Raw genomic sequence first — 13,147 nt, 5'->3', positions numbered from 1 at the left:
TGTTCGGAGGGGATAGAATGAAAATTGTCATTACCGGCGGTTCAGGTTTTATCGGCCAGAAATTAACTGATTTCTTTCTTGAAAGAGGCCACGAGTTAGTTGTGTTAACAAGAAAAAAGGTACATAAGACGGAAGAAAGATTAACCTATGTAAACTGGATGACCGAAGGATCCTCTCCGGAGAATGAAATCAAGCATGCGGATGCGATCATTAATTTAGCTGGGGTATCGATTAACAAAGGGAGATGGGATGCAAACCATCAAAAGCAAATCTATGAGAGCCGAATGAAGGCAACCGATGAACTCATTCGAATGATCAATCACTTTGAAAAAAAACCTAGTGTCTTAATCAATGCGAGTGCAATTGGTGTTTATCCTGCTTCATTACATGAAGTCTATACAGAGGGCTCGATAGAAGCAGCAGATGATTTTTTAGGCCGTACTGTACTGGATTGGGAAAAGAAAGCAGGGCAGGTAGAACGGATGGGGATCCGGCCTGTATTTATGAGATTTGGGGTAGTCTTAGGTAAGGAAGGGGGAGCACTTCCATTGATGGTGCTGCCTTATAAATTGTTCGCCGGAGGTACGGTTGGGTCTGGGGAGCAGTGGGTGTCCTGGGTCCATGTCCAGGATGTTATTCGAGCCATTGATTTCGCCTTGCAAAATCAACGACTGCGTGGACCTGTCAATGTGACTGCTCCGACTCCAGTTAGGATGAAGGAGTTTGGAAAAAGGATTGGTACTGTATTACATCGGCCGCATTGGCTGCCCGTCCCATCCTTTGTCATGAAAATAGTGCTCGGAAAGAAGAGCGCTCTAGTCTTGGAAGGGCAGTATGTGGTTCCAGCCGTTTTGCAAAAAGAAGAATTTGAATTCACCTATCCGTCACTTGATGATGCTTTAAGAGATCTATTATAAATTATTTGAAAAGCATCCAATAATTACGACTTATTGGATGCTAAATCTGAGCGATCGGCAGCTTGCGGCGGCTGTTCCATCCAGCCGTTATCTATCAAAATATTCGCGCCATCTTCCACAAACAACGTCATTTCTAATAATGCGCGTGTATACATCGCTCCTATGTCTTTTCTTCCATTAACCGCTAATGAATTCCCGAAAGCTCTTATTTTCATTGAGAACATATCAACCTTGTGGAAAACCATTAGTTTATCAGAGAAAGGTGAAAAGGTAGAGTCTGTTACCAAATGGTCTAAAAGAGTCGGAAAAGGCAGGTTGTCTTTATGTAGTTTTTCACTATACTGATTAACGGCCCGGTCTGTTATTTCTCGGCCTCGGATGAGGAATTGTCTTACCTTTTCATCCTTAGCAGCCTGACTAAATCCAATTAATAAGCCTTTGCTCGTTACATTGTTTTCAATGTTATCATAAAGATGTGTAATCTCCAGAGCATGTAAAGGACGGACATCTCCAATAAATCCATTTAAGAAACTCTGTTTTTTAATAAAATCGACCTTTTCCGGAATTGGCAGCACAGGCGGTTTGATTATTAAACCCTTGGTCATTAAGACATCATTAATCTGACCTATAAGTGTAGTTGTAGAATCATTACAATAAATGAAGAATTCCTTGATATCTTTACGCATGACTATTGGAATGGCTACCCCATATATACTTAATCCAGCTTTTGCCGCGTACTTTAAATAATGTACATAAAATTCATCCTGAAATAATCTAGGGGCGCCTAGATTGACATCCTCCTCTGTAAAACCAATTGGAATAGGGTAGTTTTCCCTTTTCAAAAATTCTTCTATTTTTTTCATAAACTCCCCAGTTAAACTTAATCCATTTTCCAAAAGTAATCGCACGTCCTCATCTTCCACATGCTTGAGGAAGTAAGTTAAGATCTGTTTGGACATACTGTTCCCAACATAAGTTGCCCATAGTTTAGCTAACTCTGCTGCAGTTAATTTTGCGTTTGGTTTTAAGTTTTCAGGGTTTAATTTCAATGGTTTTAATGTTTTATTGGGCTGCATCAGTCATTCCCCTTAGTGATTTTAATCTTAGTTTTTTCTATTGTTTGGGAATTATCCAAATGAGGTATTATAAATGGGAAAATGAATATTTGGTTTGATTTTGTGGAAAATAGTTTCGTATACAACAGATTAGGAGTGATTCTTACATGGAACAAAGTTTATATGAGAAATTAGGCGGGCAAGAAGCGATCGGGAAAGTGGTGGACTATTTTTATAATGAATTAGTCTTAAAGGATGAGACTGTTAGTAAATTTTTTGAGAATACAGATATGGAAAAGCAAAAAAAACATCAAACTAAATTTATAAGCTTTGCTCTTGGCGGCCCCAACCAATACTCGGGGAATTCGATGGCGAAAGCACATAAAGGAATGAATCTGCAGCCAGAACATTTTAGTGCGATTGTTAATCATTTGCATGATGCCCTTGCCCATTATGGAGTGAGCGAAAGTGATATTGATACGGCTTTAACTAAAGTAGCAACTTTAAGAGACGATATCATCTACCAATAAGCAAACAAAAAGGGACTCATTGTCGGATGTACAATGAAGTCCCTAATTTCTTTAGAGAAGTTTAAACCAAACGGGAGTATGATCATTTGGATCGCCGTTATAATTTATCATAATTTCCTCACCTGGTTGTATATCGGTATGGGCATAGAAGTCAATGGTCTTCTGTGACAGGTTAAGTTTATATAAGGCGTTTGGTGTAAAAGAATGGTTAAATAGTGAACCATGGCCCAATGCCAATGCACATTCCTCTAAATCTTCTCCCCACCAAAAAACATATTCGATAAACACCGTTTTCTTTAAATGTTTATATTCCTTGCTTGGAGAAATAATGACTGGGGCTTCATGTATCAATTCACCCTTCTTTATGCTCTTTGTTGCAAATACTCCTCTGCCATATTTACTTTCTTTTACCTCAATCAAGTTTCATCCACCGCCCAAATTTTTAAATGTCTCTTTATTACTCTATGCCAGTTGGGTTTGGCAGGTCCTTATAGAAAACACACGAATACGGGATAAGACATAAACTAATTCAAATATGTGGTTCGGGGTGGGAACGATGGAAATACCTAGGGACTTGAATGAAGCGAATAGTAACAGTAAGGAAAATGATCAAGTTATTTCACAATTGGAAAAAGAAGTTGCCCTCGGTCTTTGGATTCAAGTGATTGGACAGTTTATCGAGCTTAAGGGCTTAACGGGGTTATTCCAATTAGAAGATGATTCTAATAGGGTAGGGGAGCAGCAAATCCTGACTGGGGCTTGGGTGCGGACCATCGGACAATTGATGGAGGCTTTTTCGGTGCAAAGCCAAATTGGTGAAATTGATAAAATAAAATTGATACAAGAACAAAAAATCGCGATTGCGGGTGATTTCCTTGTGTCAGTGGGGTCAGCCTATGAAGTAATCGGCGGACTGCGAGTGCTTGATGAGGAAACGGAAAAACCTCCCCGGATTGTTCCTTAGTTTTGAGCCATAAGGAACTGCTTAAGAGTTTTCCAATGAATGAAGATTACGAGATACAAGATCCATAAGTATAGATTACTTACTCAAGTACAAGATAAAGTTAAAAGTGGGATGCAGGGGGTAGATAAGATGATTAGCTTAGATGATATTATTCTAGCGCGGGAAAAAATGAAGGGGATTGTGCACACAACTCCCCTGGACTTTTCGCAGACCTTTAGCGATATATCCGGACATAATAAAGTATATCTTAAGCTTGAAAACCTGCAGAAAACAGGATCTTTTAAAGTAAGAGGCTCTTATAATAAAATGATATCCTTAACGGAAGAGGAATTGCAAAGAGGGGTGATCGCTGCCTCCGCGGGAAATCATGCCCAGGGAGTGGCTTATTCGAGCCAGATGCTGGGGATTCCTTGTACCATTGTTATGCCAAAGGGGGCACCGCTTAGTAAAATTTCGGCAACCAGACAGTATGGGGCGAAGGTGGAACTGCAAGGAAATGTGTTTGATGATGCTCTTGCCTATGCATTGGATTTAAAGGAACAAATGGGAGCCACCTTTGTACATGCCTTTGATGATGATGCAGTGATCGCAGGGCAGGGAACAGTTGGTTTAGAAATCCTAGAACAGCTTCCAGACGTTGAAGCCATCATGGTTCCAGTTGGGGGCGGCGGACTTGTTGGCGGAATTGCTTTAGCTGTTAAAGAAAAAAATCCCCATGTCCGAGTATATGGTGTTCAAGCCATGGCCTGCCCGAGCATGAAACAATCATTAATGGAGAACCAGCCCGTTCGTGTCGATTCAACACCGACGATGGCAGATGGAATTGCTGTTAAGAAACCGGGGGTACATAATTTTGAGCTAGTTGAAAAATATGTGGATGATATTATCTGTGTGGATGAAATGGAGATTGCCCGTACCATGCTATTATTGTTAGAACGCAATAAGCTGCTGGTAGAAGGGTCCGGGGCGGTTTCTTTGGCATCTCTTTTATATCAAAAAGTAAATATTAAAGAAAAGAATGTGGTGGCTGTACTCAGCGGCGGCAATGTTGATGTTAACTTTATTTCACGGATCATTGAGCGTGGTATGGTGGAGTCAGGCAGATACGCTCATTTTTCCATGATCGTCAAAGACAAACCGGGTGAACTGCAGCGAGTGCTGGGATCAATATCTGAATTAGATGCGAATATCCAATCTGTTCATCACGATCATTTGGGGGAGGATATTTATCCTGGCTATGTAAAGATAGACTTGGCTTTAGAGACAAAGGATCAGGATCATATTGAGGAAATAAGGAATGTTTTAAAGAGTAAAGGATATGATGTGTGAGGCAAAGTTTAATCTGAGGGCAGAGGTATTCGCTATGAGAATGCCTCTTTTTTAGTGAGAGTGTTCCTTTGGGAGCGTCGATAGGGCTCTGCTTTGTATTTCAAATAGAAGGGGTTGATTAGTTGGGAATCGTTGCGGGATCCATGTTTTCCGATTTTAAAAATGACATAAATACGTTAAACCTCCCACTGCAGGATCACGATATTCTCAATGAGAAGTTTTTACTTGAGCAGGACCCACAAAAGAAGTTAGAGATTTATTACACACCGTTCGATTATATTAATGAACGGGCTAAAGTCGTTATTGTCGGGATCACCCCTGGATTGCATCAAATGAAGAAGGCCTATACCACTGTATTGGAATATAAGGATTGCGGTTTAGGTGATGAGGAAATTCTCCACCAAGTGAAAATGAAGGCGAGCTTTGAAGGGACGATGCGGAAAAATCTCGTTGCCATGCTGGATGAACTGGGACTGGCTGATCATTTGGGAATCCCAACTACCCTGGAACTATTTAGTTCAGCGAGTCACTTGGTTTACAATACATCTCTGCTTCCATATGCTGTTTTTTATGATCACAAGAATTTTAATGGTTCCAGACCAAATATAATGAAGACAGAACTTTTATGGAAATATGTACTTACATTCTTTGTTAACGATATAAAGAGACTTCGAAATCCTTTAATTATTCCGTTAGGTGTTAATATCTCTAAGGTTTTAACCTTCTTAGCAGATCAGCAGTTGATACAGAATGAATATATAGTAAACGGCTTTCCGCATCCGTCTGGAGGAAATGGCCACCGCCATAGGCAATTTCGGGAGAATAAGCAAGCAATGAAAAGACAGGTGGATGATTTTTTCTCAAAAAGTCTGTAGGAGTGAAGATAATTGAACAAAAAAATGACTTCACCTTATCATTTGGTGAAGTCATTTTTTAAAAGTTAATATACGTCGCGCTGGTAGCGGCCTGCTTTTTTCAAATCAATGAGATAGGCTTCCGCTTCTTCAAGGGTCTTGCCGCCTTCTTTTTCAATAATGTTTAAAAGCATGTTGTGAACATCTTTGGCCATGTAAGTCTTATCTCCACAAACATAGAAGTAAGCTCCATTTTCCAGCCATTCATACAACTCTTTGCTGCTTTCTTCCATTTTATGCTGCACATATACTTTTTTCTCTGAATCACGAGAGAAGGCTGTCTCTAATTTTGCAAGGGTGCCTTCCTTTTGATATTTTTCTAATTCGTCTTGATAAAGGAAATCTGTCGCCGCATGCTGATCGCCGAAAAATAACCATGATTTTCCTGCGGCCTTGGTTACTGCACGTTCCTCTATAAATGAACGGAATGGTGCAATTCCTGTTCCAGGGCCAACCATGATGATATCCTTGTCCCCTGACTCTGGCAGGTGGAAATGCTTATTTGGCTGAACAAAAACAGGAAGGGTTTCACCTTCTGTAACACGTTCGGCAACCTGCACTGAACATACACCCTTACGGTCACGGCCGTGTGCTGTGTAACGTACAGCACCAATGGTTAGATGGACCTCATCCGGGTGGGCAGAGATACTGCTTGCAATGGAATACAAACGTGGTGTCATTTTTCTTAGTAAAGAAACAATCTCTTGGGCGGTAGCCTTCCATGGGCCAAATTCACGGAGCATGTCAAGTAAATCCCGTCCATCGGTATATGCTTTAAGTTTGTCCGTATTTTCCACTAGGACCAGGTTTTTCAGCTCTTCATTATCAGTAAATTCCGCAGCCTGCTGGAGAATTTTTTTCGACAAGAGCGTAATTTCAAAATAAATGGTTAATGCATCTTTTAAAGCAAGTGTTTCACCTTGCTTATTGATGGTAACAGCTGTTTCCGCGTCCCAATGCATTTCCTCAATTATTGACGATACAAGTTGGGGATCATTTGATGGGACGATGCCAAGGGCATCCCCAGGGTTATAGGAAAGTCCTGAACCTTGTAAAGATAATTCAATATGCCTTGTTTCTTTACTTGAATCGGCACCATTTAAATTTATGTTTTTGAGTACCTTTGCGTGAAAAGGATTTGTTCTAGAATAAGTTGGTGGAACTTTTTTGTTTTCTGCAGTCACTTGCATAATATTTTCACCCCAAATACAAAATGTAACCATACTAGTTAGTGTTGCTTTCCTCGTTCAATTTAACACAAAATGAACAATTCAGATATGTTTTTTTGCACAAAAAACTTTTGAATTTTTTAAATATATTAATATAAATAGAAAAAATTATCAAATAAATTATACTGAAGAGAGGGAAGGGGACCGCATAAAAGTTATACTTTAAATAATTATAGTTTTTTTACTGCAAAAGAAAAATCAGCTCCAGAGGCTTGGAACTGATTTCTACAATATTATTTATGGTCAATAATTGCCCAATAGGCTGGTTTTACATTGTAATCTGGATCAAAGACGAATGGGGCATCTTTTCCTGATCCTTTTATTACAGTTGCATACGGTGCAATGAGGTCGGTTACAACGTTTCCGTTAGCATCATAATAAACATCGGCGCGGTCATTTAACCATGTATGGTTATCAGCAATACCCCAGAAGGTTACGTTGCTTATTTTATCGCCTAATTTCTCATATAATTTAAATAAACGATCGTAACGCTCTGCCTGATCTGCGAATTTCTGTTGTGGGATGGCAGCGTAGGTTGGGAACGATCTTACCGGCCAGCCGTACATACTGACATCTAGCTCAGTAATTTGATTATCCAAACCTAATTCGGCATACATGTTGATGGTATCTTCAATTTCTTTTTCAGATGGCCAGCCGATTTGGATGTGGGACTGGTGGCCAACCCCATCAATAGGAACTCCTTGCTCTTTTAAGCTTTTCACTAAGTTATAAAGGTATGTTCTCTTTGGTTCAACTTCAGTATTATAATCATTGATATAAAGCTTTGCGTCTGGTGCAGCATATTCACGGGCCGTTGCAAAAGCGACCTTAATATAGTCAAGTCCTGTGATTAAGTACCATGGGGATTGGCGATAGCCATTAGGATTTCCGCCCCATTCATCGATTACCTCGTTCACAACATCCCAAGATTTTACGTCATCTTTATATCGTGTTACCACGGCTTGAATATGATCGTGTAAACGCTGTAATAAAAGCTGTTTGTTTTTCTCAAGGTTTGCTGGATCAGCAACCACTTGTTTTCCATCTTGCCAAACAACCATTTGGTTACCGTTTGCATCTTTGAAGAACCAATCAGGCACCTGGCTATGCCAAACAAGATTATGTCCTCGAACATCCATACCATTTTCTTTGGCAAATTTGATGATTTGGTCTGCAGGACCCCAGTTAAATTCACCTTTTGCAGGCTGTAAACTTGCAGGCTTCATCACATTCTCGGCAACAATACTATTAAAATGACGCTTTAACATGGCTGCATCATTGCCTTGTAATTGAGAAGGCTCAACCGCAGCACCGATTGTAAAAACATCTTTATAACGCTGGTCCAGTTGTGGTGCTGTCAGACCACTAATAGCTGGTTTATTTTCAATGTTTGTTGCGGCATTTGCTGCTCCAACAGGTAATAATAAGGCTAACGCTAATCCGGAAATCACTGGTTTACGCAATACTTTTAACATGTTCTGGGTCTCCTTTTATAAATATATTTTTTGAAAGGTTTTCTGGAAACTATAGAAGAACCTCCTTTTCATAGTTTTATAGTCTCAAGGTAAAAGAAAGGGTTTTCATTTGATGATTCGTTTATGTAACACTATTTACCCTGACATGCTCATTATAAAATATTTTATATACTTTATCCACACAACAAACAAAGTTTATTGTGAATTTTATAAATTTAGTTGAAAAGAACTAGTATTAAAACGATAAAATACGTTTAAACCAACTTTATTTAGTGTAAAATACCTATTTGGAAATGTGAGTTATTTAATGTTTTTATAGTAAAAACTATGTCGTCAAGTAAATAGTAGATTTATTATTGTTTGATGGATAAACAAAGTTTTGTGTTTCTCCAACCAAATTAACACATTAATACTGTGCCAGTAACCTTTATGGTGCCTGTCACTTTTTGCATCTTATTGGTGATGTTAACTAAAAATGTTTGAATCTTTAGATAGGAATGCCAATGACTTGTTTGAATTTTCTCATTATAATTATGGGTAAAACTTAAACTTTGTTTTAGCGTCAGGGGGATTAGGAACGTTATGAGAGATCGTTGGAATGCTTTTATGAATGAACATTTAATTATGAATCCTACTGGCTCGGGAAGTTTAGACGGGTATACGTTTGCGGTTAAGGATGTTTTTGCGATTGAGGATTATGTTAGTAGTGCCGGAAATCCTGATTGGCTGCGAACTCATTGTCCAGCCAAGCGAAACGCCCCAGTGATTGACCAGTTATTAGCCCAAGGGGCATATCTCAAAGGAATGACCCATACAGATGAATTAATGTATAGCTTGAACGGTGAGAACTTCCACTATGGAACACCAACTAACCCGCGTGCCGAAGACCGAATTCCTGGTGGTTCTTCAAGCGGCTCTGCTGTTGCGGCGGCTGGAGGGATAGTGGACTTCACCCTTGGAACGGATACAGGGGGATCGGTCCGAATTCCGTCATCGTATTGCGGTCTTTTTGGTATCAGGCCGACACATGGTCTGGTGAATATAGATGGAGTGATTCCGCTTGCCAAATCCTTTGATACGGTAGGATGGATGGCTAAAAATCCTGAAATCTTGGTAAAAGTTGGGGAAGTTCTGATTGGCAGGGAAGATGATTCTGACGAAGATTTTACAAATCTTTATTTCGATGAAGAAGCATGGTCATTTGTCGACGGAGACAGAGATACAAAGGGCTGCATATTAAATGCCGCTAAGATTTTACAGGAACGAGTCAGTAACAGTGAGACTATTCGAATTTCAGGAAACGGACTGTCCAATTGGGCAGAGCTTTTTAGATCTATCCAAGGAATAGAAATATGGAAGGAACATGGTGCTTGGATTGAAGAAGCAAAGCCATGTTTTGGGCCGGGAATCAGTGAACGATTTGCATGGTCGAGTTCGTTAAACCCTGATGGACTCGACTCCTTAAATAGCAAACGGGAGGAAATCAAACAGAACCTCGCAAACCTTTTAAAAACGAATGGTCTGTTGGTAATCCCGACTGCTCCGGGAGAAGCGCCTTTACGCCAATTATCTATGGAGGATATGGAGCAATATCGAAACAAAACGATGCAGCTTACCTGCATTGCTGGATTAACTGGCTTTCCGCAGGTCACGATTCCGTTGCTGAAAGCAAATGGGATCCCCATTGGGTTATCATTCATCGCCAATCAAAACCAAGATATGAAACTGCTTAGATGGGTCCAGGAGTTTACCCGCATTTTAAAGGAAAGAAATGTTGATATAGCAGAATAGAGAAAAGGGGTTATCAAATGCAAACTCAAACCCATTGGTCCCATCGGCCGACAACAATGGCACCAAACGCAATGATTACGACACCTCATTATTTGGCCTCCCAAGCTGGTATGAAGGTTCTGCAGGAGGGCGGAAACGCGGTAGAAGCAGCGATTGCCGCCGCTTCAACAATTGGTGTGGTCTATCCCCATATGAATGGAATCGGCGGAGATAATTTTTGGTTAATCTACAACGCTAACAACAAAGAATTAATGGGATTAAATAGCAGCGGCCGTTCTGGGGAGAATGCTGCGATTGACTTTTATCAAAAGCAGGGGCTAAAGAAGATTCCTGCCAGGGGACCGCTTGCAGCTAACACGGTTCCTGGAGCAGTTGCTGGCTGGGAAAAGGCCTATCAATATTCCATTGCAAAAATGAAGGGCGGCATTTCTTGGGAAGACCTGTTAGGTTCTGCGATCCATTATGCCAAGGAGGGGTTTCCGGTAACCCCGAGCCAAGAATATTGGACAAATATTAATCTGGATGAAACAGACAGTCAGTTTCGTCATTTGCAACGATTTTCGGAATTTAAAAAGATTTTCACAAAAACCTCTGGCTTTTCTTATCGTTTTGGTGAAATAATAAAACAGAAGGATTTAGCATTAACATTAGAGGGAATATCCAAGGAAGGAAGCTCCTTGTTTTATAAAGGGGAAGTCGCAAAGGCAATTGTTGAGGATCTGAAGCAATATGGCGGCGTGTTAACATACGATGATTTTGTTTCCCACCGTTCCGATTGGGTTCAGCCTCTTTCGGTAGATTATAGAGGGTACGGTGTTTATAATTTACCTCCGAATACGCAAGGCTTTGCTTCCCTATCGATTTTAAATATTTTAAATCAGTTCGATCTCCCTTCAATGGAGGAAGGGTCGGCTGATTATTATCATTTATTAATCGAAGCTACAAAACTAGCATTCAAGGACCGTGACCAATATTTAACCGATCCTGATTTTTCGCATATTCCTATAGATGAACTTTTATCTGTAAAAAGAGGAATTGAGTTTGCTGACAAAATCGATTTCACTAAGTCTATTAATCTTCAAAAACAGTTGGACCCAAAAGGGGATACGGTTTGGCTTGGTGTGGTTGACAGGTTTGGAAATGCGGTGTCACTTATTCAGAGTATTTATCATGAGTATGGATCTGGTTTCATCCCAAAGGGCACCGGCATTGTTTTGCAAAATCGGGGCAGCTTTTTTTCACTTGATGAAACCCATGTGAATTGCCTGCAGCCAAGAAAACGAACGTACCATACGTTGAATCCTGCCATGATTTTTAAGGGGAATCAGCCTTTTTTGGTTTACGGAACGATGGGAGGAGAGGGGCAGCCGCAGACACAGGCGGCCCTTGTTACGAGAATCCTAGATTACCATTTTCCGATTCAGGCTGCGATAGAGGCGCCGAGGTGGTTGTATGGCCGTACATGGGGCTCGGAAACTAATTCGGTGAAGATGGAAGGAAGAATACCTCATGAGATCATAAAATCACTCCAATTAAGAGGACATCAGGTAGAGGTGGCCGAAGATTTTACAGATTTGATGGGGCATGCCGGTGTGATCAAAATTGATCCTGACAGCCGAGTGAAATTCGGCGGAGCCGATCCGAGAGGTGACGGGGCTGCACTAGGATTCTAGCTTAATAGAGGAATTGCTGGTTTGGTGAGATAGTGGCTCTTTGACTGAAAAGGAAAAGCTTGCTCCCTGAGTCAAAAAGGTATCTCCCGGCCAGTATAAACTTCTCTTTTTGCATCAACGATATAAAGCTTACAGAAAAAAGGTGGTTATACAGTGAAACTTCAATGGGATCTATTTATAGCATTTTTCAGATCCGGACTGTTAGGATTTGGCGGTGGACCATCCGCCATCCCACTCGTCCATAAAGAGATAGTGGGTACATTTAAATGGATGAATGACCAGGAATTTAGTGATGTATTGGCGCTGGCAAACACACTTCCTGGCCCTATAGCTACCAAAATGGCGGGCTATATTGGCTATAAGCTCGGCGGGATTATCGGCATGGTCAATGCCATTCTGGCGACTGTGTTGCCTACCATTTTGATGATGTTGGTCCTATTAACTTCTTTTAATAAATTTAAAGATAACCCAAGAGTCCAGGGGATGACCGGTGCTGTCGTTCCCATTGTGGGTGTAATGATGGCAACCCTGACATGGGAGTTTTTGAAAAAATCAAAGGCTGGCTGGGGCTGGGCGAAGGGCCTTCTTCTGCTTGCCGGCAGTTTTATCGTGATGGAAATCTTCCATGTAAATCCAGGGATTGTGGTTGCCATTTTGCTAGTTACTGCATTAGTGATTCCGGATAAAAAAGAAAAGGTTGAAATGCCAATGAAGGAAAAAAGTGAGAGCATATGATTTATTTACAGATATTTATCGCATTTTTTATTCCGAATATTATAGGGTATGGCGGCGGTCCTGCAACAATTCCGTTAATTGAACATGAGGTGGTCAACCGTCATGGCTGGATTACAACCAGTGAATTTAGTGAGATTTTAGCGTTGGGGAATGCATTGCCAGGGCCGATCGCCACTAAAATGGCTGGGTATATTGGTTATGAAGTGGGCGGAGGTTTAGGAGTAGTAGTCGCTGAATTTGCTACCATTGCTCCTTCCTTAATCTTAATGATTGTTCTGTTACAGTTAATTTTCCGATATAAAGATTCACCAAGAGTGAAACGATTATCCAAAATTGTTGTACCGACAGTTGCCATCTTAATGGCTGGACTTACTTACGACTTTTTTCAAACCTCTTATAGCTCGAATGGACTGGTGCAAACCATTGTAATTGCGGTTATAAGTTTATTATTATTAGAAAAATGGAAAGTGCATCCGGCCTTTGTGATTGTAGGCGGCTTAGCCTACGGTGCTATATTTTTAAGTTAAAAAACAAA

Annotated in this window: 12 protein-coding genes and 1 pseudogene; 9 read left to right on the top strand and 4 right to left on the bottom strand. The window is 40.6% G+C overall.

Going from position 1 to position 13,147, the window contains the following annotated elements; genetic code table 11:
- Positions 1–17: 17 nt before the first annotated feature.
- A complete protein-coding gene (locus GXK58_RS11855; protein ID WP_160723024.1) occupies positions 18–917 on the top strand; it encodes a TIGR01777 family oxidoreductase in 900 nt (299 codons plus the stop codon).
- A gap of 23 nt (positions 918–940) precedes the next feature.
- On the opposite strand, the gene GXK58_RS11850 is transcribed toward GXK58_RS11855, so the two are convergent.
- Positions 941–1,993, bottom strand: a complete 1,053-nt coding sequence (locus GXK58_RS11850; protein WP_160723022.1) for a DUF3231 family protein — start codon at positions 1,991–1,993, stop codon at positions 941–943.
- A 146-nt stretch (positions 1,994–2,139) separates the two neighbouring features.
- Between GXK58_RS11850 and GXK58_RS11845 the strand changes: the two genes are divergently transcribed.
- Positions 2,140–2,502 carry a group I truncated hemoglobin gene (locus GXK58_RS11845; RefSeq protein ID WP_160723020.1) on the top strand — a complete coding sequence of 121 codons (363 nt, stop codon included), beginning with the start codon at positions 2,140–2,142 and terminating at the stop codon, positions 2,500–2,502.
- Positions 2,503–2,553: 51 nt separating this feature from the next.
- Here GXK58_RS11845 and GXK58_RS11840 read toward each other — a convergent pair whose 3' ends face one another.
- Positions 2,554–2,922 (bottom strand): SET domain-containing protein, encoded by a 369-nt coding sequence (locus GXK58_RS11840; protein WP_160723018.1) that lies wholly within the window; start codon positions 2,920–2,922, stop codon positions 2,554–2,556.
- A gap of 136 nt (positions 2,923–3,058) precedes the next feature.
- On the opposite strand from GXK58_RS11840, the gene GXK58_RS11835 reads away from it, so the two are divergent.
- The 3 genes from GXK58_RS11835 to GXK58_RS11825 all read left to right on the top strand — a co-directional run bounded on the left by GXK58_RS11835 (position 3,059) and on the right by GXK58_RS11825 (position 5,670).
- On the top strand, positions 3,059–3,466 hold the full coding sequence (locus tag GXK58_RS11835; protein WP_160723016.1) for a hypothetical protein: 408 nt from the start codon (positions 3,059–3,061) through the stop codon (positions 3,464–3,466).
- Between the two features lie 129 nt (positions 3,467–3,595).
- Positions 3,596–4,795, top strand: coding sequence for a threonine ammonia-lyase (gene ilvA, locus GXK58_RS11830; protein ID WP_160723014.1), 1,200 nt, complete (start codon positions 3,596–3,598; stop codon positions 4,793–4,795).
- 122 nt (positions 4,796–4,917) lie between these two features.
- On the top strand, positions 4,918–5,670 hold the full coding sequence (locus tag GXK58_RS11825; RefSeq protein ID WP_237389640.1) for a uracil-DNA glycosylase family protein: 753 nt from the start codon (positions 4,918–4,920) through the stop codon (positions 5,668–5,670).
- Positions 5,671–5,735: 65 nt separating this feature from the next.
- Here GXK58_RS11825 and GXK58_RS11820 read toward each other — a convergent pair.
- Together GXK58_RS11820 and GXK58_RS11815 are read right to left on the bottom strand one after the other, a co-directional pair.
- Positions 5,736–6,884, bottom strand: a pseudogene (locus tag GXK58_RS11820) (sulfite reductase subunit alpha); the annotation flags it as partial.
- 287 nt (positions 6,885–7,171) lie between these two features.
- The gene (locus GXK58_RS11815) at positions 7,172–8,413 is read right to left on the bottom strand and encodes an endo-1,4-beta-xylanase (protein WP_160723010.1); all 1,242 of its coding nucleotides are present in this window, start codon (positions 8,411–8,413) and stop codon (positions 7,172–7,174) included.
- Between the two features lie 582 nt (positions 8,414–8,995).
- Here GXK58_RS11815 and GXK58_RS11810 point away from each other — a divergent pair.
- From GXK58_RS11810 to GXK58_RS11795, 4 genes are all read left to right on the top strand, one after another.
- Positions 8,996–10,204: an amidase gene (locus GXK58_RS11810; RefSeq protein WP_160723008.1), complete on the top strand. Its 1,209-nt coding sequence runs from the start codon at positions 8,996–8,998 to the stop codon at positions 10,202–10,204.
- Positions 10,205–10,221: 17 nt separating this feature from the next.
- Positions 10,222–11,877 carry a gamma-glutamyltransferase gene (gene ggt / locus GXK58_RS11805; RefSeq protein ID WP_160723006.1) on the top strand — a complete coding sequence of 552 codons (1,656 nt, stop codon included), beginning with the start codon at positions 10,222–10,224 and terminating at the stop codon, positions 11,875–11,877.
- A 153-nt stretch (positions 11,878–12,030) separates the two neighbouring features.
- Positions 12,031–12,612 carry a chromate transporter gene (locus GXK58_RS11800; protein ID WP_160723004.1) on the top strand — a complete coding sequence of 194 codons (582 nt, stop codon included), beginning with the start codon at positions 12,031–12,033 and terminating at the stop codon, positions 12,610–12,612.
- The gene (locus GXK58_RS11795; RefSeq protein ID WP_160723002.1) at positions 12,609–13,139 is read left to right on the top strand and encodes a chromate transporter; all 531 of its coding nucleotides are present in this window, start codon (positions 12,609–12,611) and stop codon (positions 13,137–13,139) included. The genes GXK58_RS11800 and GXK58_RS11795 overlap by 4 nt, the downstream gene beginning before the upstream one ends.
- The last annotated feature ends 8 nt before the right edge of the window (positions 13,140–13,147 follow it).

The sequence above is a fragment of the Bacillus sp. USDA818B3_A genome (assembly GCF_009928415.1).
GTDB lineage: Bacteria > Bacillota > Bacilli > Bacillales > Cytobacillaceae > Neobacillus.
The sequence above is the reverse complement of the archived record's forward strand: the minus strand, read 5'-3'. Positions and strand labels throughout refer to the sequence as shown.